Source organism: Dolichospermum sp. DET69 (assembly GCA_017355425.1).
GTDB lineage: Bacteria > Cyanobacteriota > Cyanobacteriia > Cyanobacteriales > Nostocaceae > Dolichospermum.
This window is the reverse complement of sequence record CP070233.1, coordinates 5,176,939-5,201,671: the sequence shown is the minus strand read 5'-3', so window position 1 is coordinate 5,201,671 and position 24,733 is coordinate 5,176,939. Positions and strand designations below refer to the sequence as shown.

At 37.1% G+C, this 24,733-nt stretch carries 29 protein-coding genes; 16 read left to right on the top strand and 13 right to left on the bottom strand.

Annotated elements, in window-relative coordinates; all coding sequences use genetic code 11:
* The first annotated feature begins 53 nt into the window (after positions 1 to 53).
* The 3 genes from EZY12_23950 to EZY12_23940 all read left to right on the top strand — a co-directional run bounded on the left by EZY12_23950 (position 54) and on the right by EZY12_23940 (position 2,368).
* Complete coding sequence (locus tag EZY12_23950) at positions 54 to 263, top strand: hypothetical protein (protein QSX67683.1); 210 nt, start codon at positions 54 to 56, stop codon at positions 261 to 263.
* Positions 264 to 596: 333 nt separating this feature from the next.
* Positions 597 to 1,769, top strand: coding sequence for an XdhC family protein (locus tag EZY12_23945; protein QSX67682.1), 1,173 nt, complete (start codon positions 597 to 599; stop codon positions 1,767 to 1,769).
* The gene (locus tag EZY12_23940; protein QSX67681.1) at positions 1,766 to 2,368 is read left to right on the top strand and encodes a nucleotidyltransferase family protein; all 603 of its coding nucleotides are present in this window, start codon (positions 1,766 to 1,768) and stop codon (positions 2,366 to 2,368) included. Before EZY12_23945 ends, EZY12_23940 begins: the two co-directional genes overlap by 4 nt.
* A gap of 20 nt (positions 2,369 to 2,388) precedes the next feature.
* Here the strand turns inward: EZY12_23940 and EZY12_23935 are convergent, their stop codons facing one another.
* The 3 genes from EZY12_23935 to EZY12_23925 all read right to left on the bottom strand — a co-directional run bounded on the left by EZY12_23935 (position 2,389) and on the right by EZY12_23925 (position 5,430).
* A complete protein-coding gene (locus tag EZY12_23935; GenBank protein QSX67680.1) occupies positions 2,389 to 2,880 on the bottom strand; it encodes an N-acetyltransferase in 492 nt (163 codons plus the stop codon).
* An 80-nt stretch (positions 2,881 to 2,960) separates the two neighbouring features.
* Positions 2,961 to 3,680 carry a methyltransferase domain-containing protein gene (locus tag EZY12_23930; protein QSX67679.1) on the bottom strand — a complete coding sequence of 240 codons (720 nt, stop codon included), beginning with the start codon at positions 3,678 to 3,680 and terminating at the stop codon, positions 2,961 to 2,963.
* A gap of 100 nt (positions 3,681 to 3,780) precedes the next feature.
* Positions 3,781 to 5,430, bottom strand: coding sequence for an ABC transporter ATP-binding protein (locus tag EZY12_23925; GenBank protein QSX67678.1), 1,650 nt, complete (start codon positions 5,428 to 5,430; stop codon positions 3,781 to 3,783).
* Positions 5,431 to 5,606: 176 nt separating this feature from the next.
* On the opposite strand from EZY12_23925, the gene EZY12_23920 reads away from it, so the two are divergent.
* The 4 genes from EZY12_23920 to EZY12_23905 all read left to right on the top strand — a co-directional run bounded on the left by EZY12_23920 (position 5,607) and on the right by EZY12_23905 (position 8,232).
* Positions 5,607 to 5,771 (top strand): hypothetical protein, encoded by a 165-nt coding sequence (locus EZY12_23920; GenBank protein ID QSX67677.1) that lies wholly within the window; start codon positions 5,607 to 5,609, stop codon positions 5,769 to 5,771.
* 639 nt (positions 5,772 to 6,410) lie between these two features.
* Entirely contained in the window at positions 6,411 to 6,587 is a 177-nt protein-coding gene (locus EZY12_23915; protein QSX67676.1) for a hypothetical protein, read from the top strand.
* 357 nt (positions 6,588 to 6,944) lie between these two features.
* The gene (locus EZY12_23910; GenBank protein ID QSX67675.1) at positions 6,945 to 7,829 is read left to right on the top strand and encodes an ABC transporter permease; all 885 of its coding nucleotides are present in this window, start codon (positions 6,945 to 6,947) and stop codon (positions 7,827 to 7,829) included.
* Positions 7,830 to 7,848: 19 nt separating this feature from the next.
* Positions 7,849 to 8,232, top strand: coding sequence for a hypothetical protein (locus tag EZY12_23905; protein QSX67674.1), 384 nt, complete (start codon positions 7,849 to 7,851; stop codon positions 8,230 to 8,232).
* Between the two features lie 80 nt (positions 8,233 to 8,312).
* Here the strand turns inward: EZY12_23905 and EZY12_23900 are convergent, their stop codons facing one another.
* Complete coding sequence (locus tag EZY12_23900; GenBank protein ID QSX67673.1) at positions 8,313 to 8,750, bottom strand: peroxiredoxin; 438 nt, start codon at positions 8,748 to 8,750, stop codon at positions 8,313 to 8,315.
* Between the two features lie 149 nt (positions 8,751 to 8,899).
* On the opposite strand from EZY12_23900, the gene EZY12_23895 reads away from it, so the two are divergent.
* The 4 genes from EZY12_23895 to mdh all read left to right on the top strand — a co-directional run bounded on the left by EZY12_23895 (position 8,900) and on the right by mdh (position 12,735).
* Positions 8,900 to 9,304, top strand: a complete 405-nt coding sequence (locus EZY12_23895; protein ID QSX67672.1) for a hypothetical protein — start codon at positions 8,900 to 8,902, stop codon at positions 9,302 to 9,304.
* 96 nt (positions 9,305 to 9,400) lie between these two features.
* Positions 9,401 to 10,897 carry a cobyric acid synthase CobQ gene (cobQ, locus tag EZY12_23890; GenBank protein QSX67671.1) on the top strand — a complete coding sequence of 499 codons (1,497 nt, stop codon included), beginning with the start codon at positions 9,401 to 9,403 and terminating at the stop codon, positions 10,895 to 10,897.
* 474 nt (positions 10,898 to 11,371) lie between these two features.
* Entirely contained in the window at positions 11,372 to 11,587 is a 216-nt protein-coding gene (locus EZY12_23885; protein ID QSX67670.1) for an NAD(P)H-quinone oxidoreductase subunit O, read from the top strand.
* Between the two features lie 170 nt (positions 11,588 to 11,757).
* A complete protein-coding gene (gene mdh / locus EZY12_23880) occupies positions 11,758 to 12,735 on the top strand; it encodes a malate dehydrogenase (GenBank protein QSX67669.1) in 978 nt (325 codons plus the stop codon).
* A gap of 147 nt (positions 12,736 to 12,882) precedes the next feature.
* Here the strand turns inward: mdh and EZY12_23875 are convergent, their stop codons facing one another.
* Both EZY12_23875 and EZY12_23870 read right to left on the bottom strand, forming a co-directional pair.
* Positions 12,883 to 13,188 (bottom strand): translation initiation factor, encoded by a 306-nt coding sequence (locus EZY12_23875; GenBank protein QSX67668.1) that lies wholly within the window; start codon positions 13,186 to 13,188, stop codon positions 12,883 to 12,885.
* An 11-nt stretch (positions 13,189 to 13,199) separates the two neighbouring features.
* Positions 13,200 to 13,685, bottom strand: a complete 486-nt coding sequence (locus EZY12_23870) for a hypothetical protein (protein QSX67667.1) — start codon at positions 13,683 to 13,685, stop codon at positions 13,200 to 13,202.
* A 436-nt stretch (positions 13,686 to 14,121) separates the two neighbouring features.
* Here EZY12_23870 and EZY12_23865 point away from each other — a divergent pair, with 436 nt between their 5' ends.
* The 3 genes from EZY12_23865 to EZY12_23855 are packed head-to-tail and all read left to right on the top strand — an operon-like array spanning position 14,122 to position 18,118.
* Positions 14,122 to 14,781, top strand: a complete 660-nt coding sequence (locus EZY12_23865; protein QSX67666.1) for a hypothetical protein — start codon at positions 14,122 to 14,124, stop codon at positions 14,779 to 14,781.
* A gap of 24 nt (positions 14,782 to 14,805) precedes the next feature.
* Entirely contained in the window at positions 14,806 to 16,647 is a 1,842-nt protein-coding gene (locus tag EZY12_23860) for a hypothetical protein (GenBank protein ID QSX67665.1), read from the top strand.
* 1 nt (position 16,648) lies between these two features.
* Positions 16,649 to 18,118 (top strand): DUF1802 family protein, encoded by a 1,470-nt coding sequence (locus EZY12_23855; GenBank protein QSX67664.1) that lies wholly within the window; start codon positions 16,649 to 16,651, stop codon positions 18,116 to 18,118.
* A 234-nt stretch (positions 18,119 to 18,352) separates the two neighbouring features.
* Here EZY12_23855 and EZY12_23850 read toward each other — a convergent pair whose 3' ends face one another.
* The 4 genes from EZY12_23850 to EZY12_23835 form a co-directional block, all read right to left on the bottom strand.
* Positions 18,353 to 18,775: a PIN domain-containing protein gene (locus EZY12_23850; GenBank protein ID QSX67663.1), complete on the bottom strand. Its 423-nt coding sequence runs from the start codon at positions 18,773 to 18,775 to the stop codon at positions 18,353 to 18,355.
* The gene (locus EZY12_23845) at positions 18,772 to 19,038 is read right to left on the bottom strand and encodes a CopG family transcriptional regulator (GenBank protein ID QSX67662.1); all 267 of its coding nucleotides are present in this window, start codon (positions 19,036 to 19,038) and stop codon (positions 18,772 to 18,774) included. The genes EZY12_23850 and EZY12_23845 overlap by 4 nt, the downstream gene beginning before the upstream one ends.
* A gap of 64 nt (positions 19,039 to 19,102) precedes the next feature.
* On the bottom strand, positions 19,103 to 19,465 hold the full coding sequence (locus tag EZY12_23840; GenBank protein QSX67661.1) for an aspartyl protease: 363 nt from the start codon (positions 19,463 to 19,465) through the stop codon (positions 19,103 to 19,105).
* Positions 19,462 to 19,779, bottom strand: coding sequence for a hypothetical protein (locus tag EZY12_23835; GenBank protein ID QSX67660.1), 318 nt, complete (start codon positions 19,777 to 19,779; stop codon positions 19,462 to 19,464). The genes EZY12_23840 and EZY12_23835 overlap by 4 nt, the downstream gene beginning before the upstream one ends.
* Before the next feature lie 247 nt (positions 19,780 to 20,026).
* On the opposite strand from EZY12_23835, the gene EZY12_23830 reads away from it, so the two are divergent.
* Together EZY12_23830 and EZY12_23825 are read left to right on the top strand one after the other, a co-directional pair.
* Positions 20,027 to 20,611, top strand: a complete 585-nt coding sequence (locus tag EZY12_23830; GenBank protein QSX67659.1) for an L-threonylcarbamoyladenylate synthase — start codon at positions 20,027 to 20,029, stop codon at positions 20,609 to 20,611.
* Positions 20,601 to 21,512, top strand: coding sequence for a HAMP domain-containing histidine kinase (locus tag EZY12_23825; protein QSX67658.1), 912 nt, complete (start codon positions 20,601 to 20,603; stop codon positions 21,510 to 21,512). Before EZY12_23830 ends, EZY12_23825 begins: the two co-directional genes overlap by 11 nt.
* On the opposite strand, the gene EZY12_23820 is transcribed toward EZY12_23825, so the two are convergent.
* The 3 genes from EZY12_23820 to EZY12_23810 all read right to left on the bottom strand — a co-directional run bounded on the left by EZY12_23820 (position 21,475) and on the right by EZY12_23810 (position 24,467).
* On the bottom strand, positions 21,475 to 21,939 hold the full coding sequence (locus tag EZY12_23820) for a GNAT family N-acetyltransferase (protein ID QSX70811.1): 465 nt from the start codon (positions 21,937 to 21,939) through the stop codon (positions 21,475 to 21,477). The two genes, EZY12_23825 and EZY12_23820, sit on opposite strands and share 38 nt — an antisense overlap.
* A 666-nt stretch (positions 21,940 to 22,605) precedes the next feature.
* Complete coding sequence (locus EZY12_23815) at positions 22,606 to 23,049, bottom strand: cupin (protein QSX67657.1); 444 nt, start codon at positions 23,047 to 23,049, stop codon at positions 22,606 to 22,608.
* A gap of 446 nt (positions 23,050 to 23,495) precedes the next feature.
* Positions 23,496 to 24,467: an alpha/beta hydrolase gene (locus EZY12_23810; GenBank protein ID QSX67656.1), complete on the bottom strand. Its 972-nt coding sequence runs from the start codon at positions 24,465 to 24,467 to the stop codon at positions 23,496 to 23,498.
* Positions 24,468 to 24,733 lie beyond the last annotated feature (266 nt).

Genomic DNA, 24,733 nt, shown 5'->3' with positions numbered 1-24,733 from the left:
AAATACTTGGATTTACGGTTAATTATTTCAGTTAATTTAAAGGAAATAAAATAATGTCCACAATCATAATTTCTGATTTACAAACTATTGAAGATGAGAGATTATTATGTGATTTAAATCCAGAGCAAACACAACAAATATTAGCTACTGGCATTTATGAGAATCTATTTTACTCTCTTAATAATAAGATTTTTATGGTTGACTTTGGAAAATCCGGTGTTTTTTTAGTCAATAAAGGCGAACAACTTGTTTTTATAAAATAATGAAAATTACAGCGGTTCTTGATTGAATGAGGTACATGAACCCCACCCCTGACAGGTGTAGGTTTTTGACATTGAGATTTATAATAGGGGCCAGACTTGGCAGACAAAGAGGGAAAGTGGACAAGGAAGAAGAACAAAGAAGAATTAAAACTGATTAATCATCCAGAAAGTTGGCTAATTGGTAATAAGTGATGATTGCTCCCACAGCGAACATAGCGGGCAGAATTTTCCGGTTCTTTCACTTCACACTCCCTTGTCTACTTTCCTTCCTTGTCTTCTTTCGTCCTGCATAAAACCCAATTGTAAAAAACCTATACCTGTCAGGCTGTAAAGATGAAAGAGATAAATTCTATTATTACAGAATTTGTAAATAGTCAACACAATAGTGAAAAGGTATTTTTAGCAACAGTTGTCAATGTTCAAGGTTCTACCTATCGTCAACCAGGGGCGCGGATGCTGATGACATCATCAGGTAAAATAGTAGGAACAATTAGCGGTGGCTGTCTAGAAAACGATGTATGTGAGCATACTCGCTTAATGGCAGATGGACAGATAAAAGTTGTTACTTATGACACTAGTGCTGATGAAGATATTATTTGGGGTTTTGGTTTGGGTTGTAATGGTGTGGTAGATGTTCTGATTGAGCATCTTGTTGAAGATGATCTAGTTAATCCCTTAACTTTTATTCATCAATGTTTTTGCAATCAGCAACCAGGAATTATTGCTACTGTTTTCGCTGTTGCAGGGACAATAAATGTTCAGGTAGGAGCGCGGTTAATCCTCAATTATGATGGTGCTGTAAATAGTAATATTGTTGAATCTGCTTTAACTCAAGTCTTAATTAAAGATGCACAATTAGCATTAAAAAATCAAAATTCAAGTTTTCATAAATATCAACTTTTATCAGGTGAAGTTAATGTTTTTATGGAGTTGATTAAACCACCACCAAACTTAATTATTTTTGGTGCTGGACGTGACGCTATTCCAGTAGCCAACTTTGCAAAAGCATTAGGTTGGCAGGTAAAAATTATTGATTGTCGAGCCATAGAAACAAGTAAAGAACGGTTTATTATGGCTGATGAAGTTATGCTCACACGTCGAGAAATTTTATATCAACAAATATCTATTAATGAATATACTTTTGCGGTAATAATGACTCATAATTACTTTGATGATTTAGAAATTTTGAAATTACTAATACCATCTAATCTCAAATATTTAGGTTGTTTGGGTTCAAAGCAGCGAACTGAAAGATTACTCACAGATTTACAGAAAGATGGTGAAGAATTTACTTCTAAACAATTACAAAAGTTATATGCTCCTGTGGGTATGGATATTGGTGCAGAAACACCAGAAGCAATAGCATTATCCATTGTTGCAGAAATTCAAGCTATACTTAAAAACCGTAATGGTGGGTTTTTAAAAGACCGGACTGAACCAATTCACTACCGAAATCAAGCCGGAGAAATTAAAATTAATCAAAGTCCAGTGTTATCAGAAAAATGACTGAATCAAATATTGCTATTATTATTCTAGCCGCAGGGGCATCAACCCGCATGGGTTCACCAAAACAACTTTTATCCTATCAGGGAGAAAGTTTAGTTAATCATACAATTAAAAATGCGATCGCTTCGGTGTGCAACCCTATAATAGTAGTATTAGGAGCAAATGCAGAAAATATCCGTTCTGAAATTAGGGAAGCTAGTGTGAGAATAGTTGAAAATCCAGATTGGCATTTGGGAATGAGTTCATCAATTCGCTGCGGAATTATCTCACTTGCAAATTGTTATCCTACCATAGATGCAGTAGTTATTACTGTTTTTGATCAACCGTTTCTTTCTGCGGAAATTATCAATCATTTAGTCGCAACATACCATTCTACAAAGAAACCCATCATTGCTTGTGAATACGCAGATACATTAGGTGTGCCTGTTTTATTTAGTCAGATTTTTTTCTCGGAATTAGCAATTTTGAGTGAGGATGTAGGCGCAAAAAAATTAATTAAAAACCACTATCACGAAGTTTTTAGTATTCCCTTTCCTTTGGGTGCAATTGATATTGATACACCTGAAGATTACCAACAAATTGAGAAAAATTCCCAATAAATAAGCATTTTCCATATTCCCTACATCACACGCAAACCCAAAATCATCAAATCCCGTTCCACACCGTCCAAATCAGCAATTTTCGGTAAATTTCCCCAAGCTTGAAAACCGAACCAAGCAAATAACTTTAAACTGGGTTGATTGTGAGCGAAAATAAAACTAACTAAAGTCTTTAAACCTAAATTGGGACTTTCCTGAATTGCTTTTTCTAAAAGTTGTTTTCCCAAACCACGTCCTTGAAAATCTGGAGAAATGTAAATACTAATTTCCGCTGTAGAATAGTAAGCTGGTCTACCGTAGAATGATTGAAAACTTAACCAGCCAGCAATTACCCCCTCGGTTTCTATTACCCACAAAGGGAATTTTGAGGGAACTCGTCCATTAAACCAAGTCAAACGGCTTTCCACAGTCACAGGTTCTAAATCAGCAGTGGCCATGCGGCCAGGAACAGAAGCGTTATAAATGGCGACAATAGCGGGTAAGTCAGTTTCTGAGGCATGGCGGATGATCATTGCTGGTATTTGGGCAAAATTATTGATAAAATATTTAAAAATAATACAGCGTTAAGAGACTATTTATTGATAATGTTCTCTCAAAACCGCACTTTGTACAACTCGAACAATTCGCCTAATTGCCGCTTAACTATCTTAGCATCCCCAGCTTTAATGGTTTTTTCCCACTCCGCGACGGGTTCAAGAAACACCTCTGCACCCAAATAAGTTTCCAGCACAGCCCAATCTTCTGCTAAAGGTTGTTCTGAATTCAGAATATCAAAAATAAAATGCCCTCCTGGTTTTAATACTCGTTTGACTTCCACTAAAACGGCTTGCCAATATTCTAGGGGAAAATAACAACTAAACCCTGTGGCAATTACTAAATCAAATTGACTGTCATCATAGTTTAGATGATGAGATGGTCCCAACTCAACACCTTTGAACAACTTCGAGTTTAATTGTGAACCACGGGAGTTGAGAGTATCTCTAGCTATACTACTAATTTCTTGCCCATAAAAGAATGCTTGCCAATCTCTCCAAGGATAGATTAAAAAACTGACACCGCAACCAATATCCAAACAATGTTCGTTTTTTTGAGGTTGAGCAACTTCCCAAAATGGTGAAACTATTCTCTCATTTAATCTGCCATTAATCCATTCCCGAAAAATTGGCATTGCTTCCACTTCGTCAGGGACATCAAACTTTTGATTTTCATATTGGCGATTAAAGCGATATGCTATTTGTGATATTCTCTCTTGCCATTTATCTGCGGCATGAATCCTATTTTTGTAAGTATTGGCAGGAATATTTTTAGACATTAATTAGTTTGGTAATGGGTAATGGGTAATTTTCTTTATTCTTCCTTCTCCTGACTTCACAAGAGGGGCAACCACGGGGGGATTGCCCCTACTCCTAATTTCAAGCTTTTGCTAGGAGAGGTGCAGCAGCTAAGAGGGTTTGGGTGTAGGGATGTTGAGGGTGAGCAAAAATTTGTTTAGTCTGTCCTAATTCAACTATTTTACCACCATTCATCACGGCGATGCGATCGCACAAAAACCGCGCTAACCATAAATCATGGGTAATAAACAAATAGGTTAAATCAAATTCTGCCTTTAGTTGTAACATCAAATCAAGAACTTGGGTTTGCACACTAGCATCTAGCATACTCACCGGTTCATCACATATTATCAGTTTTGGACGAGTAATTAAAGCCCTTGCTATAGCGACCCGTTGTTGTTGTCCCCCAGATAAATCGGAGGGATAACGTTGATAATATAATTCTGCGGGTGTTAAACCCACTTTTTCCAACATCCATAAAACTTGTTCTTTAGCTTTTGCGGTATTAGCTAAATTATGAATTAATAAAGGGTCTGCAATACTTTGTCCTACCGTCATAGCTGGATTTAAACAAGCATGAGGATCTTGAAAGATCATTTGGATTTGTCTGCGAGAAGAACGGATTTCTTGCCGGGATAAACTTGTTAATTCCTGTCCTAAAAATTCGACTTTTCCAGATGTCGGACTAATCAATTGTAAAATAGTTCTTGAAAGCGTACTTTTTCCACAACCGGACTCTCCGACCAATCCTAAAATTTCCCCAGAATACAATTCTAAGTTAATTCCATCTACAGCTTTAATTGTTTGTCCTTCTCCCTTAAATATGCGTTCAATAAAATTCGGTTCTATCGTATAATGCTGCTTGAGTTCTGTAATTTTTAAAATGGGTGATTGACTTTCTTTCCCATTACCAATTACCAATTCCCCATTACCTTCTACCGCTTGAATATGTAAAGCTGCTTTTAATAAAGATTGAGTATATTCATGCTGAGGATGAGCAAAAACAGTTTCCGTTTTCCCCATTTCTACCATTTTACCCTGATACATGACTCCAATGCGATCGCAATATTCCCCCACCATGGCTAAATCATGGGAAATTAACAATAATCCCATATTTTCCTCCCCACACAATCGCGTTAGTTCTTGGAGAATTTGAGCAGAAACAGTCACATCTAAACTCGTTGTTGGTTCATCCGCAATAATTAACTTAGGACTCAACAACAAAGCCAAAGCAATAGCTACCCGTTGACGCATTCCTCCGCTAAACTCATGGGGATACTGACTCCAACGACTAGCAGGAATTTTTACCTTTTCCAAAGTAGCTAAAGCCTTTTCCTTCGCTTGCTGTTTGGATAATTCCGGTAAATGGGCTTGTAGAGTTTCAATACAATGATTGCCAATTGTCATCAACGGATCAAGGCGCGTCATCGGGTCTTGGAAAATTAAAGCTATCGCTTCACCCCGAAACTTCCGCATTTGAATTGGTGTCAAATACAATACAGATTGCCCCTGAAAATTTACTAATCCCTCAGTGCGGCTTGAGGCAGGCAACAAACGCATGATTGCCCTGCCAATCGTAGATTTACCACAACCAGACTCACCCACCAAGCCCATTCTTTCACCTGGTTGAAGTGTAAAAGATACATCATCAACAGCCCAGCTTTCTTCTTCTCCACTGCGTTGAGGATAAGCTACACGGAGATTTTCAACACTAAATAAGGTTTCACTCATAATTAATTATAGAGGTATGCAATAGAATGAGGCGGGGTTTCCCCGCCCTCAATTGTATTTCATCCGACCGAAAACAGTTATAATTGTGATACATAGTACAGAAAATGGTATTGAAAGTTTTAAGTAATTATGATTAAATAGGCATACTATAGCTTTTTGATTGCGATAAACAAACATTGTTTATTATTCTCCAAGCACTCGCACAACAAGAAAACCTTCCCGAACTTAATCCAGAAACAGCATTAGCAATGCTAGAACAAATAGAAACCAATCCTGAGCTATTGTCATCTATTCAAGAATTTTTGCAACAGCAAGCAGAAGCATCAGATAACAATACATAATAATAAAATTGTCTGATAGCGAAGCGTAGCGTAAGCCATATCAGGATGTCCAGGATTTAAGGATTTACAGGATTACAAGTAGAAAAATACTTGATAAATCACTAAAATCCTGAATAAAATCATGCTTGAGTTTAATATACTGCGATTTTATGGGAAATTCTCACAAAACCAATTGTGATTTGCGTAATTTATCATTAACTTACAAAAACCCATTAATAACAATTACTAAAACCCTAGATAGAAACCTGCGTAGATGCAAAATGACGCAATAATTAAAGTAAAACTCATAAATCATCCACAACAATTACAAGAGCATCCGTTAAGCGTAAAGCTCAGTGTCTTTATACGTGAGATATAAGCGAATCCTGCGGTAATAAAGCGCATAGAGTCTTTCTTTTCATGAAGATTGGTTGAGGTGCGCGAAGTTTTGTTATCTTTGCTCTCAATGGTGTTATACTGTTCACAACAGGAATGGTAATCAACCTGTATAAAAACCTAACTGCCTAACGGCTTTTCTGTACCTTGACAATTGAGGATATAGGGTTCTATTCCATAGTTTTAGTGACTACCCTCCGAATAGGTAAAATCTTCATGGGAGCTAGACAACACAGAATTTAAACTCAAGCAAAATTTGCAGTAATGCAACTACCTTCGGGCAGAGGGAAAGTTAACGCTTGGGGAGAGAACCACCTCTGGCTTAGATACCGCAAGGGTTCTAAGTTAAGTGGACTCGTTGAACCAAGAATCTCAGCGGCTTTAGCCAGTGAGAGTGTCAAACATATCATCCTGTACATCCTCAAATCCTGGAAATCCTGATTCAGACAATTATTTCAAAAGCATCAGATAACAATCCAGAAAAATATTTGCATAATCTACTTTTATCGCGTCGCCAAAATAAGAGCATAAAACACTTGACAGATGATTTTAAATCTGTTATCATAAAGTTGATGAGGAAGAACTATCGCAATATATTTTAAGATTTTAGCAAAATTGGCATCCTCGCCTTCAGACCCTTTGCCGAAACCAGAAAATAATAAAATCTGGATTTGATATACCTGCAATATACTGTAATGATTTTCGCTATAATATAGTATTAAGAATTATAAATATTCTTTGCTAATTAAGAATTGCAGAGATGTTTATAATTGATACCGTTTAATTTTAGTTTTCTCTATGAATAATGATAAAGTAGTGATGAATTGGCAACAATTAACCGCATCTACTGTAGTTGCCGATACCAATTCCAGTTTCCTGGGAGAAATTGTTCAAGAAACTTTTGCCTTAACCCGTCGTCTGTTTATTCAACTCCAACGCCGTCCTTCTAGCCTGATAGCCGGGATTATTCAGCCCGTCATGTGGTTAGTTTTATTTGGGGCATTATTCCAAAATGCGCCTAAAGGATTATTTGGGACTACGACAAATTACGGGCAATTTCTAGCAGCGGGTGTAATAGTATTTACCGCCTTTGCTGGGGCTTTAAATGCCGGTTTACCTGTGATGTTTGACAGGGAATTTGGCTTTCTAAATCGCTTGCTGGTTGCACCCTTAGCCTCGCGCTTTTCAATTGTTTTTGCGTCTGCTATTTTTATTATTAGCCAAAGTTTACTCCAAGCAGCAGTAATTGTAGCAGCAGCGGCATTTATAGGGGCTGGTTTACCTAATTTTACAGGATTGTGTGCGATCGCTCTCATTGTCCTGCTCCTGGCTTTAGGCGTAACTGCCATTTCTCTCGGTTTGGCTTTTGCATTACCAGGACACATTGAACTTATCGCCGTAATTTTTGTCACTAACCTACCGCTATTATTTGCCAGTACAGCCTTAGCACCTTTATCTTTTATGCCTGGTTGGTTACAGGTTATTGCTACCCTTAATCCTCTCAGCTATGCCATTGAACCAATTCGCTATTTGTATCTACACAGCAGTTGGGGATTAAATGATATAGTAATGCACGCTTTTTGGGGTGATGTTACCTTTGGGGGAGCGTTGTTAGTGTTACTGGGTTTCGCAATCGTGGCTTTACTCACTATTCAACCCCAACTCCGTCGGACTCTCGCGTAAGATTATAAGGAGAAATTTCATGAGAAAATCATTTTTACCAGTTCACAAAATTATTCTTGCCACTATCGCTGGTATTAGCTTTGCTTCTATGTTAGTTACAGAACCCACCTTAGCTGATACAAATCAACCCTTTGGTAGTTTAGAGAGTGACCGGAATAGCAATGCTTTGTCTGGTAATGGGTCAGGTTTCGATATGATGAACATGATTCATCAAGCACAAATCGGGACTGTGCAATGGAATGCTGATCAACAAAGTCAACAGTTAGACCTAGCCGCAACCGCATTTAGATCTGCACAACAGAAACTTCTTCAGCCTCAGATCCAACAAAACTCAGGTGCATTAGGAATTACATCTGGTCAAAATTTATTCCCTTTACAAATTTTACCATCAGCAGGTAAATAACACCTGCTTTGGATAATTTGGGGCGCAGGATCTGCGTAGGTTGGGGCGCAGGCCCTGCGCCCCTACGGATTCCTTAATGCTTACAAACCAAGTGCTGTTAAAATATCACTTGCGTGGGTGGGTGTATTAACGGTAGCATCAACATGGATGATTTTGCCGCTACTATCAATTACGTAGGTAACCCGCTTGGCATAACCACCACCATCAACATTATAAGCGGTAATTAGAGATTTGTTGGTATCAGCTAGTAAGGGGAAATTCAAATTATATTTAGCTGTGAATGCTTGGTGAGAAGATTCATCATCAGCACTTACTCCCAACACGACAATATCTTTAACTTGATAATCAGGTTGGGCATCCCGGAAGCTTTGAGCTTGTTTGGTGCAGCCAGGTGTGTCATCTTTAGGGTAAAAGTAGAGAACAACGGTCTTACCTTTAAAATCAGATAATGAAACTGTGTTGCCGTTAGTGTCTTTAGTGGTAAATGCAGGTGCATCTGTACCAATTGCTAGAGCCATGATTCACCTTGTCCTGTTTAAAATCTTTATGCAATAAAAATTTTACAATAATTTACAATATTTAAATAAATAGTTGATTAAATATCCTCAATTAGAAGTATTTATTTTCCAATTATTGAGAAAAAGCCCAACTTAGAGTGATTAAAAAAATGCCGACCGTGGATTTTCCCAACTTCAAGCCCTTAGTTTATACTAGTAAAGCCCTAGACAGAGCCGAGCGATCGCTAATCTGTTCACCCTTTAACCTGAATTTGTTTGTAGCCATGACTAGCCAAAGCATCCAGTTAGGTGCTATAGCAATGGATAAAGGAGTTAAGCAGAATTACACCAACCGCCCATTATCAGAATTGACCTGTGAAAACGCTTTAGCCTGGTTAATTGATGTCGGAGTATTGCGGAGAGAAGTTGATGGACAGGGAATTACAGATAGTTTTCGTCTAACTCCTATGGGTCATCAATTGATCACTAAGTTAAAAGATCACAAGCGGGGTAGTCCTTCCCTGAGCGATCGCTACAATGATTTTATAACTCGTTGGTTACGTTTACCCTTTTGACCGATGTTGATCATTGGTTTTGATTACAACTCTTGTGGGGTGGGCATCTGTCCCCCATAGTTATACGAATCTCAACATACTAAATTGTAGTTAAAAATGAAATCAATCATGGTAGTGGGAACAACATCCCACGCAGGGAAATCACTGATAACCACAGCCATTTGTCGGATTCTTTCCCGACGCGGCTGGCGAGTATCTCCCTTTAAAGGTCAAAATATGGCTTTAAATGCCTATGTGACAGCCAGTGGGGGCGAAATTGGCTATGCTCAAGCAGTGCAAGCTTGGGCTGCGGGAATAGCACCGTCAGTAGAAATGAATCCCATTTTACTTAAACCCCAAGGGGATATGACATCCCAAATCATCCTCAAAGGTAAAGCCATAGGTACAGTCAGTGCCACAGACTACTATGAAAAATATTTTGAACTAGGTTGGCAAACCATCAAAGAATGTCTACAACACCTATCAACAGAGTTTGATGCTCTCGTTTGTGAGGGTGCTGGTAGTCCTGCCGAAATTAATCTCAAACACCGTGATTTAACTAATATGCGGGTTGCGAAACATTTGAATGCACCCACACTATTAGTAGTTGATATTGATCGAGGTGGAGCATTTGCTCATGTGGTCGGAACATTAGAACTATTAGATGAAGATGAACGCGCATTAATTAAAGGAGTTGTGATTAACAAATTCCGAGGACAGAGATCAATTCTCGAACCGGGAATCAAATGGTTAGAAGAACGCACAGGTATACCTGTTGTCGGGGTGATTCCCTATTTAGACCAAGTTTTCCCAGCGGAAGATTCCTTGGACTTATTAGAACGGAAACCAGCAAAAGCCAACTCTGAATTAAATATTGCTGTCATTCGGTTACCCAGAATTGCCAATTTTACCGATTTTGACCCCTTGGAATCAGAACCATCTGTTACGGTAAAATATTTGCATCCTAAGCAAGATTTAGGACATCCAGATGCAGTAATTATTCCAGGAACAAAAACCACAATTGCCGATTTAATTACCTTGCAAAAAAGCGGTATGGCAGAAGCAATTCAAAACTATGCAGCTTCTGGTGGCACAGTTTTAGGTATTTGTGGCGGTTTCCAAATGCTGGGGCAAACTATTGCTGATCCTGAAGGAATGGAAGGACAAGCGGGTAAATATCAAGGGCTAAATTTATTACCAGTAAAAACCGTAATTACAGGTCAAAAAATTGCCCGTCAGCGTCAAGTTACTTCCAATTATCCCCAAGCGGGCTTACCTGTCAGTGGGTTTGAAATCCACCAAGGGCGAACTGTTAGCAACATTGCTTCGCTATCACGCGTAGAAAACCCAGGTGAACAAAAATCTTGTCAACCCTTATTTGATGATGCTAATTTAGGGTTAGTAGATAGTTGTCAATCAATTTGGGGAACTTATCTACATGGAATTTTTGATAATGGCCCTTGGAGACGGGCTTGGGTAAATCGTCTGCGTCAACAACGGGGTTTGAAATCTTTACCCACAGGTGTAGCTAACTATCGAGAACAGCGAGAACAAATTTTAGATGCTTTAGCTACCCAAATTGAAGAACATTTAGACTTAACACCGTTTATCTAATCGTAGGTTGGGTTGACGTGAGGAAACCCAACATTTATAAGAGCATCTGGTAATGTCAATAGCTAGGTTTGTCTAGTAAGAGAACTCCACAAAAAAGATTATCCAATTTTGTGGGATGGGCATCTTGCCCGTCCTTGTATTATTAGCGGGCAAGATGCCCGCACCACAAGAAATTTTGGGATATTTTTTTAATTGGAAGTCTCTAATGGATAGAAAAATCAGCAACCTCTCACAGAATTTGCAAATAAATCACGCGCGAAAATAGAGTATTGGGGGGTTGACAATTGCTTCGGGATTTGTTATGATGAAACTGATAAGGAAGAACTAGGTAAAAATAATATAAGATTTTTCTTTGAAACCGCTTACCAGCAAGGTAGACGGTTATTTGTTTTCAGGAAAGAAATTATGCTTTTATCTTTGGGTACTAAGATAAAATTCTGATTACAAGCATTTATTTGAGAACGAGGGGAAATTATGGCTGTTAAAAAAGGAAATATGGTGCGGGCTATTCGGGAGAAGTTGGAAAATAGTTTAGAAGCTAAAGCTAGTGATTCCCGCTTTCCTAGTTATTTGTTTGAAACTCAAGGGGAAATTGTGGATATCAAGGGTGATTATGCTTTGGTCAAGTTTGGACAAGTGCCAACGCCAAATATTTGGTTAAAGTTAGAACAGTTAGAAGAGTTTGTTTAATATACAAGAACCCCACCCCCCAACCCCCTCCCCGCAAGCGAGGAGGGGGCTATGATATACCTGATACGTTTAGAAACCGCTATATTAGGGAAAAAGTCAGTAGCATGGTGGGTTACGTGGTCACTAACCCACCCTACAATGATGGAATAATTGCAATCACTTCAGAAATTATGTCTTATTCTCCCTCTTCCCCAATTGTTTATAATTCTCCTCGTGTGACTATTGTGGGTGCGGGTAGAGTTGGAAGCACTTTAGCCCAACGCATTGCCCAGAAAAATCTGGCTGATGTGGTATTGTTGGATATTGTGGACGGAATGCCTCAAGGTTTGGCGTTAGATTTGCTGGAAGCGCGGGGAATTGAGTCCCATAATCGGCAAATTAGCGGGACTATTAATTATGCAGATACGGCTAATTCAAATATTGTGGTGATTACGGCAGGTTTTCCCCGCAAACCAGGTATGAGTCGGGATGATTTGCTGAAAGTCAATGCCAAAATTGTGGTAAATGCGGCTAAAAATGCTATCGCTCATTCTCCCAATGCTATTTTTATAGTAGTCACAAATCCTTTGGATGTGATGACTTATTTAACTTGGCAAACTACGGGTTTACCAAAAAGTCGAGTTATGGGTATGGCTGGGGTTTTAGATTCTGCTAGATTTGCAACTTTTGTGGCTTTAGAATTAGGAGTTTTACCCGCAGATGTGAAAGCAATGGTATTAGGAAGTCATGGAGATTTAATGGTTCCTTTATCTCGCTATGCCACAGTAAATGGGATTCCCATTACAGAATTATTAAGTCAAGAAACCATTGATAATTTAGTCGCTAGAACTCGCAATAGTGGAGCAGAAATTGTGGAGTTAATGCAAACTGGGGGGGCATTTTTTGCGCCGGCTTCAGCAACTTGTATGATGGTGCAGTCAATATTATTAAATGAATCGCGGTTGTTACCAATGGCGGCTTATGTGCAAGGGGAATATGGTTTAAATGATGTGGTAATTGGTGTTCCTTGTTTCTTAGGCAATGAGGGCATTAGAAAAATTGTGGAAGTGAATATTAATGATCAAGAAAGAGCAGCTTTGCAGACTTCGGCGGAGTCGGTGAGGGGAAATATTACTAGGGCGTTGGAGATTTTGGAGACTTCCAAATAAAAAAATATCCCAAAATTTCTTGTGGTGCAGGCATACTTCGACAAGCTCAGTACAAGTCTTGCCTGCTAATAATATCAGGACGGGCAGGATGCCCATCCCACAAGATTGGATAGCGTCTCTACATTCTTTGCCACCAAATGTCAAAAGTTAATTTTCCTCGTCAGCGGGGTCGCCATAGGGGTCTTCACTAGCGGGACGAACATTACCAAAATTGCCTTGGTCGGCGGGGTCGCCATAGGGGTCTTCACTAGCGGGGCGAACATTGCCAAAGTTGCCTTGGTCGGCGGGGTCGCCATAGGGGTCTTCACTAGCGGGACGGACATTGCCAAAGTTGCCTTGGTTTGCGGGGTCGCTGTAGGGATTTTCACGAGGTGGACGTGTATCTTCTTCTTCTCGTTTATCGCCCAACCCTACGAAAAAATCTTTCGCTTTTTGCAAAAATTCGTTAACCATGATCTGTCTCCTTATTGTCGTGCATCTGGGACTTGAGTGAGATCCCGACCTGTGGTGCGTCCGTTATAGCCTTGAAAATCTTGATACCGTTGTGCTTCTGATTCGGGAACACGAATACCACCAGGGGGGGGAGTTACCCAGTGAGCGCGGTTTTGCTCGTCGCGGTAATATACGCGCCCATTTTTAGAAAGGTAATATTTGCCTTTCTCTCCTGTTCCTTGAGCGTTTTTTTGTTTGTTATAGAGATAGTAAAGAGCCGCTGCTCCTCCTAAAAGTGCAAACGTCTGACCTGTGGATAAACCTTTTTTAGCTTCGGGTTGATTAACTAAAGAGCGATCGCTCATGTTTCTTCCTGCTGTATCATCAACAGGTGGTGGTACTGATGCGTTTCGAGAACCACCGCCACAGCCTGTTAATAAAAGCACTGAGAGTAATGTTGACAACAGTATTGCTTGCACGCGTAATCCGAATTTACGCTCTTTATATATAATCTGCATTTTTTATTCCCATTATTTACGACTTTTTAATCTCCGTACTAATGCAAAGATAGAGTTGGGCTTTTGGTTGTTTTTTTGTACCTAGAAAAATATGGGTCTAGTATTTGTATGTAATCATGAACTATTTTTGTTAGTCTTCCATCTTGCTGCTGATATAAGCGAAGATTACTTATTTACCTCTGAGGAAATATGCAATTCAGTTTTTTGGCTCAGGGTATTTGCGGTATAAATTATGAATATTGATTTATTATTTTTATCATCAGTAATTTTTTGTTAAGTAAGAATATAAAAATATGATAATTGGCTCTAAAAAAATATTGATTTTTGTCTTATTTATATCAAAATAGTCAATATTGTTTGAACTTTATTGTTTGAAGTTTATCCAAGTAACAAATAAAATACATATAATATCTTTTAGTTAAGTAGGATACCAAATATGAACGCTGAACAAAAGAATTCACAGACTTTGTATGCTCAAACACGCTTGTTGCTTGCCTTATGGGATTTAGGAGCAAGTCAACAAGAAGTGCAAAAAGGTTTGCTGACGAAGCGGATAGTAGCTAAGGGTCAGAAAATGGCGGACTATAAGGATATTTTAGAGGATTTGCAGGGACAGGGGGCTGTTACTATTTCTAGGACTGGTTATACTCTCAAGTCACCAATCGGTTTAGATGTGTTGGGTGCGGGTTTGCGTAGTGGTGAGTTTAAGTTTGAGGGAACTATTGTTGGGACTTGGGCAGCTAATGCGTTGTTACGGTGGATAGGTAAGGATACAGTTGTGATAGCTGCGTCGGTTGTTTCTGTTGGTGGGGTGATTGGTTCTTATGAGGAGTTTAAGTCAGAGATTATTGATTTATTTAACAAGCTAGATAAAAGCTATAGTCATGCTGGGTTAGTTCCTATTTGGCAGATACGCAAAGAGGTAGAAAATCGTTTACAACGCGATCAATTTAATACTTGGATCATGGATATGCAAGCAGAGAAATTATTATATCTCCAAAGTGGAGAAGCACGAGGAGCGACTGAAGAACAGAAAAAAGACTCTATTAATAGTGAAATAAGAGGGCTTCTATTTTTCGTTAGTAAACCATTGTAATTGTCAAATAGGAAAATAATTAAAATGTCAAATACAGATAAATATGCCTTACTTGATAAGGCACGTAAAGAATCTGCAAATCCTTTTCGACTGAAATCAGTAATAACAGCTAATGAAGTTTGGGGTGATGTTATTACTGATTTATCTGGACTGAATCAACATATTGACGAAAGAATATTTGATGCAATTTCTGAGGTACGTAAAAAGTATTCTAGTAAAATTGGAATTACAATTAAAGGTGATCGAGGTACTGGCAAAAGTCATATTATACATAGGGTATGGAAAAAAATAACACAAGAAGGAGATTCTATTTTTGCCTATATTGGTCCTTGTGCTAATCCCAAACGAATTAACTCTCATGTACGTTTATACTTAGCTGATAGTTTTACATATCAAAATAGTAAAGGAATCACTCAATGGCAAAAATTAGCAGCAGCAGCAATTAATACTTTAAAAGGAACAGAGTTTGAGGATAAATATCGCTCATATATTGAAAAATGTAATTCACCTGATGAATTACGAAAATATATTGTAGCAAGTCAAACTAAAACCACTCTATTAAGCTTTTTTGATGAATTAGTTGAAGCAATTTTAGAAAATCAAACTGGAATTGATTTCAACTTTTTAAAAGCACTATTATTTCTACTTTTGAAAAATGTAAAAATTGCTCAAATTTCTTTAGCTTGGATTAAAGGAGAGGATAATTCAGAGCTTAAAACAATAGGATTACCAGAATTTTCACTTGATATACAAGAAGATAAATCTATCTGGATGATACAGCAAATTTGCAAATTAGCTGAAGTAGCATCATTACCAGTGGTAATTTGTTTTGATCAACTTGATAGTGCTGGTACTGATAATGATTCTGGAGATAGTCCTGCTCAAACAATTGCTAAATGTATCGATCAAATCTACTTTCAATGTAGTAATGTAATTCTGATTTGCTGCGTTATTAGTGACACATGGCGAGAAATTGAGCAAATGGGAAGTGGTATTCCAGATCGAGTTGGTCAAAGAGCAGTTAGAGCCAAACCACCTACTACTGAAGAAACTATAGAATTGGTTAAGCTCAGACTAGATTGGTTTTATAAAAATAATAGCCTCAATTCTCAAGATTATCCTCATTTATATCCTTTTGAGGAAAGCAAAATTAGACATATTGCTAGTGAATCTGCTGGTGCGCGTTCTTTGATGATCTGGTGCGCTGACGAGTTTGAAAAGGTAATTATTCAACCACTGGGAACAAAAGGTAACGAACCAGTAGATCCCCCATTACCACTAGATAAAAATAAACAATTTTTAGAAACCTATCAAGAGTTACTTAAACAAATTCGTGTACCAATGAAAGAGGATGATCAGTTAGCAGCAATAATTCTCTGTGCTATGACTATGATTCCTAATGGTGGTACAGCAGATGTAGTAATTCAAGAAGTTAAAAAAATTGCTGATGCAACACATGATTTACATTTTATTATCTCTGGTTATGACTGCTTAAATATATGCGAGGTAAAAATTGGTGTAAGAATATGTGAAACAACAAATGGAAATACATTTAATGCAGTAATTAGGAGATTATTAGATTATCATAAATATGGAATTACTCGTGGTTGTTTAGTACGTTCTACTGATGTTCCTCGCAATTGGAAAACTGGATATGAGCTTAAAGAAAAACTGGAAAAACAGCAAGGTGGTGAAGTAGTCGTTTTGAAAAAAAATGATATTAAACCTCTAGTAGCGATTCAAAAAATTTATGAACAAGCTGAAGACTATGGATTTACCAAAGAAGAGGTAACTCAATTTGTGAAAGATTTAAGTCTTGCTGCTGATAATCTATTAATTTGTGAAATTTTGAGTGCGCCGGTGTGATATGAATATTCAAATAATGAATGGAATTCAATTACCAGCTTTTGATATAGAAATGCTGGCTTTGGGGAAATTGATTGTAGTACCTTTTAAGCAGTTTCAAAATGAAGGTAAATCATTTTGGTTATATCCATCTCAAAAACTTCCAGATAATCTCAGCTTAGAGGAATACTATCAACCTGAATATTTAGCAAAAGCTAAAAATGCCTTAGCTAAATATTCAACATATCCTATTCATCTTAAATTTTGGGCGCGTTGTGAATATCAATGGCGTATTAATCCTGAGCAAAAGGATCTTTTACCGAAAATTGCACAATCAACAATTTGGAATTTGACTGCTTTAGAAAAGATATTTGAACAGCAGAAATTTCTCAAATTATTGATATTGCGAGTTTACTATCTTTCCAAACATTGCATAGTTAATATACCAACTGATACAGGTTCATTTTATTGGACTAAATCTGAAGATATAGTAAATCATGCAAGTGAAAATGATATTTCTGTGGTTTCTGATTCTAGTTTTAGCAACCGAAAAAGCTTAATTTTGTCTGGAAATATTTCTCCATACCAAAATATAGAAACCTTACAGTTTCAATGTCAAAATATTTCAGCAACCAATCCAGATATTGAAAAACTTAATCACGACATTAAGCAATTTCTAGGCTGGTATAGTGTTCCACCTATTACAAAATTAGATCAAAGTCTGGATTGGATAAAAACAATTACAACATTAGGAGATAGAAGCATAGAACTAGAAGAGAAAAAAAGCAACTATCAAGCGGGTACAGACTTTGAAAATATCGCACGGGATAGCCTTGATTTTTTAGGATTTAAAGTTGAAACTGCTTATAAAGGAGGTGCAGGAGGTTTAGACTTATATTGTTCACAACCTTATGCTTTAGTTTGTGAATGTAAAGCAGGTAAAAGTATTCCTAGCCGTACAGTTGAGGAATTAATTAAACTTGGTGGAATGCACTTAGGTAGAGAACAATTTATCAACTCGGCCAAATTGGTAATAGGACCAGGTAACGCTACCTCAGATACTCAAAAATCATCACAACAATGGAAAGTCAGTATTATCAAAGCTATGACATTACAAAAATTAGTAGAACTCAAAGCAAAATATCCAGGTGCAATAAACTTAATTGAATTACAGAAATACTTAGAACCGGGGCAAATTGATGATAAAATTAATGAATATATAGATAAAATAGAAAAAGAGATTAAATTGCGATCGCACATTATCCAACTTGTCAAAAACTATCTACAAAACTCAGGAATAGAATCTGCTGGAGTTGATACTTTAGATGGTGCATATTTCGGTTCAAACCCACCACAACCATTAAAACCAGGAGAAATGCACGAAATTTTAATAGAACTATCATCACCATTAACAGGTTACTTAGGAAGAGAAAAAGCAAACGATGGGAAAACAGATAAATTTTACTACCTACGAGATTTACCAATTAATTAAAAATAACCCTCTTCTTTGCATCTTTTATGCTTGTCAAAAAAACAAATTTTCAAATGAATTAGTTTTATTCCATCGGTAAGTATTAAAATCTCTTCTATCAACATTCAGAGGGAACAGGGAACGGGCAACTTTCTAACAGGAAAAACTCATGTTTAAAAACATGAGATTGAGATAATGACACTGTTTTTTTTCGTGCTACGCATCTTGTAAAAACATCTTTTTTTTGACTGAGCTTTAAACTGGTGCAAATGAGTGTTTCTTATCTGTTCCCTGTTCCCTGTTCCCTGTTCCCTGTTCCCTGTTCCCTTCTTTTGTAAAAATCCGCCCATTTTGCAGATGTTCAGCAAGTACAACCAGCGAAGCATCTGCTAAATCCATTGGTAAATTTGCGTAATTTTCCATTAATTCAATTATCCTTTCAACATGATACTTTTCAAGATAAAAAATCTCAAAAGCACCTAAACAAAAACTTTTTAAAAAATTGAATGAGGCTGTATCACTAGCAAATTGTGTTAACATATAACAAGTTTCAGTAACTACTGGATAAGTTGAAATTAGTGGTTCTGAAATATTATTAAATGCAATTTGTGCTTGAAAATGATAAGTATCTCTTTGGTTAAACAACGCTAATAAAGCACCAGTATCAACAATAATCATAATCGCTCTTCTTTTTGTTTATCCTGAAGATAGTCAGCCATTTTTGTTTTATAAGTAACAGACAGATCAGAATCACCATTAAAACATCCGACTAAACCAAGTTCTTTAAATATTGCTAAAGGCGGTTTATTATTAGTTTGAACTTGGTTATAGTATTTTTCAATAGCTTGTTTAATAGCTTCACTAAAATCTTGATTAGTCTGTTCCTGAATATACGCAAGTTTTTGAACACAGTCATCATCAAGCTGAATTTCCAATTGCATAAAATTACCTCTACTGGCAAGATTAACGGTTAACTATCAACTAATTTTAATTTTATCAAAAAAATCATCCCAAAGTCAAAATACTCTGTTGAAAATTCACCACCAAAGGCAAAAACTCCAACCACGCTGAACCCAATAAAATTTCCGTTAATTCATCTCCAGCATAAACAGGAATTTTATACTCTTGATTATCCAAAATCACCTTACCAGAATAAAGATCAAATCTCGACTCTCCCTGTGCAGTTCTTAACTTTTCCTTAGATATAAATGGCCAATTTAGACCTTGTAAATCTTGTTTATTAATAGCCATAAAGCCTGTGAAACCAGTATCAAACAAAGTATCCACAGGCAGATTTAAGCCATCAGTAGTAATTAATTCAACCTCAAAAAATAACCGCCCCCCATCACCAAAATAACCCTCGATCATATTCTCCCAGTTACTCCAGTTTCATTGATGCCAAATAAAAAATGTATCAGATTAGGATGTTTCTCCCTTGCTTTCTTACTAGCAACTTCCTTATTTTGATTAACGAAATAATCACCACTATCGGGTTCTATGGCAATATACCAACCATAATGATCTTTTATCAACTCAGGAAGCAATTTTTCAAAAATTGCCCAACAACGTTGATAAAATTGTTCATCTTCTGCTTTACGTCTAGCTAATTCTTCCGGTGATAAAGTCAGTTCAGGAAAAATCCTTCCTCTTCTTCTTGCTGTTTTTGGTGTTAGTTGTGTCATGGGTTTAAACTCCAATTTTATGACTATATTAAATTAATAATAACAAAAATAACCCTCGATCATATTCTCCCAACTGCTCCAATTTCATTCAACCGAAACATACAATGTACAGCATGAGGGTGTTTCTCTCGTGCTTGCTGGTTGTTTTGGTGTTAGTTGAGTCATGTTTTTAAACCCCATTTCTACTATTATAATAATATCAAAAAAATCATCCCCAGTTCAAAACACCAACAGAAAAACCCTACTTATGAACCTTTCATTATCAGGACTTATAGAAGCTGCAAAAACTGGAAAACTCATCAGTTTTCCCACAGATACCGTCCCTGCATTAGCCACTATACCCACACAAGCAGAATTAATTTATGCGGCAAAACAACGCAGTTTCGATAAACCCTTGATTTTAATGGCAGCCAAAGCCGAAGATTTATGGGATTATGTTCAAGGTAGCGAGATAGAATATCAAATTTGGCAAAAAATTGTGAATCAATACTGGCCAGGTGCATTAACCTTAGTATTACCAGCTAGTGATAAAATTCCCCAAGTCATGAATCCCCATGATCCTAGCACTATTGGTATTAGAGTCCCAAATAATCCAATTGCCCAAACTATTTTAGCGCAAACAGGTCCAATGGCTACAACTAGCGCTAATTTATCAGGTCAACCAGCTTTAGAAACCAAAGCCGAAATAGAAGCTCAATTTCCAGAGGTTTTAACATTAGAAGCTATAGAATATCAGGGTTTGGGAATACCTTCCACCGTTGCTAAATGGACAGAAAATAACTGGCAGATTTTAAGACAAGGTAGTATTAAATTAGATAATTATGAACTTTAGTAACTGGCTATATTTAGGAACAGGAGTAGGATTAGGAATAGGTATTTGTAAATTATTCCTACAGTCCGTTAAATCTCCATCCATTTCCATTCAAAATGCGCCACAACAGCAAGAAAACCCACTTTTACAAGAATTGCAGCAAACTCAACTCGCATATCATCAAGCGCGGGAAATGAGTCAGTTTCAAGCGGGGTTTTTAGCTAGAATTAGTCATGAATTGCGATCGCCATTAAGTAGTATCATAGGATTACATCAATTGATTTTGGCAGATTTATGTGAAAATCCCGAAGAAGAGCGGGAATTTATCGGCCAAGCTCACCAAAAATCACTAAAATTATTAAAACTAATTGATGAGATTCTGAATGTTTCTAAAATCGAATCTGGTAGAAATAAATTAGATATTCAGACTTTACAATTAAGTGAATTTTTAGAAGAAATTTATAACTTAACCTATCTATTAGCAGTCAACCGTAATTATCCTTTCGTTCTTTCACCGTCAGATTCAGAAATTCACATTTTAGCAGATTACCATTGGCTCAAACAAGTATTAATAAATTTGATAAATACCACAATTGATAAAATGGAAGAAGGCAATATTTATCTTTCTAGCAATTTATCATTAACAGGTAATTATGCAAATATTTGGTTAGACGTACCGACTGAGACAGTAATTATAAGTGAATCTATAGATTTAATGAAATCGGAACATCAAACAAATCAGAAAAATATAGTTTTGTCAGCAGGAATGAAACTGGCAATTAATCAAAGTTTAGTAGAATTAATGGGAGGAAAGTTAGAAATTTTGTCTTTCCCCACTAACAAAGAAGATACACCACAGTTAACTAGACTGCAAATATCCATGCCTATAGAGACTGTTGCAAACAAATCTCCTCAGTCATAAAAGCATCAAAATTAGACTGATTGTTTAAAACCATTGTCGTCGTGTTATTTGCTTGAAAACCAATCTTTTCATAAAATTCCTGTTGGTGAGTTGTCATCAAGTATACACGCTCTACCTTTTGCATCCGGGGATGACTTAAAACCGTTTCTACCAACTTGATGCCCAGTCCCTTACCTTGATATTCTGGATGAATGACAACATCCCAAATCGTAGCGCGATAGATGCCATCAGAAGTGGCTCTGGCAAAACCAATTAATAATTCCCTATCCCAGATAGAAATAACAGGTTCACTGTTAGCAATAGCTATACCCCAATCCTTAATACTGCGTCCTTTTGCCCAAAAAGCAGCCAGATTAAACAGTTCTTGGACTTGGTAAAGATCAATATCCGCAAGGCTTTGGCTAAATTGAATCTGAGAATATTTCATCATCTATAAACACCCAATGATCGGAGTATCTTCGTTTCTGTTATGGCATATTTTCCCCAAAAATAGTAATTATGTATATAGATATGCAACATTCAAGATCCTATTTTAAAATTCTAGTATTTGGAGGGTGCGTTAGAGGATGTTTTAAAAGTTTTCAAGGTATAAATTAACCCCTCTTGTAAACCTCTCCCCTATAAGGAGAGAGGCTTTAAAATCCCCATTCCCTACAAGGGAATGGGGGTAGGGGGGTTAGGTTTTTGGAGATTATTGGTTTTATTTAATACTTTATGGCTAACGCCACGCTATGCCTGATGCCTCCGGCTCCCGCAGGGATACGGCACACTTCGTGAACGCTATCAAACACCCTCTTAGGAAGGACATTTTGAAAGTTTGTTTAAACTCAGAGATTTAGCTTCTGAACTTGCGGGTAAACCCCTAACCCTAGAGGAGATTTTTAGTAAAAAGTGATGTAATATAATTCTTGATTGGCTTTTTTATTTAATTTATTTTCTGGAGCATCAAATCATGGAATTTACTGGAACTTGGCATATTTATGAAATGTCGAATTGGGATGAAGAATATTTTAATATGGAAGTACAGGCTTATATCGAAATTGATGAACAAGGAAATGGGGCCAAAATCTACAACTTTTGCACAACAATATTCCTATATCTCTCGATTTGTAGAAGCATAATCTCTAAATAATTTTTGCGCCCAATCTATATCATAAGGTAAAGGAGGCTTGATTGGACGATAATCTTTCTCATGGGTTTGTCCGTCGTGTAAAATAGCATTAACGACTATACAGGGTTCTTCACTCAAATTAATTGCACCATGTAATACTCCTGGAGGAATTGTAATAATTGTTGGTTCTTTTTCACTTAAAAATGTATATTGATATTCACGGTTGTGTAGACTAGTTATTAAAATTTGTCCCTTCACTACTAATAGTTGATCTGTTTGATGCCTATGGACAAACATATCATCTATAAAATTACTAGAAATATGAACCAATGTAGTTTGATTACTATTAGCTAGAGAGTAGAATGAAACCATTCCCACTGTTATTGAATCTAATTTGCGAATTTTAATTCTTTTACTGCCAGTCATTTTTGTACCTCGTTATTTTAGTAAATCTAGCGAATGTACCATCAGAAACAAGTATTACAAAACCTTAGTTTGTAAGATGACAGAATATGGTTAAAACTTTGATTTAGGTATAGAGTATTGCATAGAAACCAATACTTAAAAGTATATTTAGTAACATTAATAATAAGTTAAATAGCTTTTAGTATAGAAATTGCCAGATAAAATCATTTTTTTGGAAGATTTAGCGACTTTTTACAAGTATACCTATCTATCCACAATGCTACGCAATTCAACAGTTTTGACCAATTGAACGCAAATCGTTCCTACTATTCAAAGTAAAGCGATTCCTACGGAGCGCTTCGCTATCGCCTATTTCCGTCAATGCTGAAAATTATTAAAGCAATGCCTTCAGCGATCATAGGAATCGCTATAATAATTTTCTAAAAGAGAAAAGTTACAATTATTTTCTAATTACCCATTTGATCTGTCAAAAACTGAATCAGCAGTTTGTTAACTTCAATTGAGCGTTCTTGTTGAATCCAGTGACCAACCCCCGGTAGCAATACCTTCTGCTTTAAATTAGGTACATTGTGTTCTAAGTTATCAAATGCTTCATGGTACATCGTAATTACTGCATCTACTTCTCCTGCCACAAACAGTACTGGTTGGTAAATCTTTGCCCCACTGAGAAAATGTGTTAGTTCCCAATTTCTATCTATATTGCGATACCAATTCAGTCCTCCCCGGAAACCAGTTCGTTCAAACTCAGAGGTGAAAAAGTCAATATCCTGCTCTGTTAACCAAGTAGGAAGTTGATCTGGTAAAGACCTATTTGTTAATTTTTCTGACTTGTTGTAGAGAAAACGCCAACGTTTAGCAGGTGGTGGATCTCCTGATGCAGAGTAAAGCATTGAAAGTATATTTGTCCGCACATCTGATTCTAGTTCTGCTTCTGCTTTACCTGGTTCTTGAAAGTTTAGTTGATAAAATTCTTGCTCACCTGCCATCAGTTTCATCGCTTCTGTCGGTCTTATATTATCCCAGGTACGGGGTTGATAAGGCACACTAAGCAGGGTGAGAGAACGGAAAATATCTGGACGGAGCAAGGCACAATACCAGGCCACAACTGCACCCCAATCATGTCCAACGATAAATGCTTGTTCTTCACCTAAAGCATTAACTAGACCAACGATATCACCCACCAACTCAAAAATATTGTAATCTTCAATGGCTGCTGGTCTGTCTGTCTGCCCATAGCCGCGTTGATCTGGTGCTACCACATGAAATCCTGCTTCAGCTAATGCAGATAACTGATGTCGCCAAGAGTACCAACTTTCGGGAAAACCATGACATAAGATGACTAGTTTACCCTGCCCTTGTTCGGCAATGTGCATCTCAATGTTGTTGGTTTTAATAAAACGATGAGTTACCGGAGTCATGTTTATTACCTGTCAGCTTGATGTTATTAAAATAGAGTTTCAAATACGCTTTAATTCAGGTTCAGGATAACTAGGAAAAGCATTGGAAGTATTAGATAGAAGACTACCTAATAAGGTTTCATGTCCTGGAACTGTCACTTTAAACTATACAAGTCCTTCCCCGATTACTATTATACTTTCACCTGTGATGTTTACTTGTACTGCAATTCCTTTAGGTTCTAAGGCTTTGTTCATTAGGGTAGCGATAGCGAAGCGCTCCGTAGGAA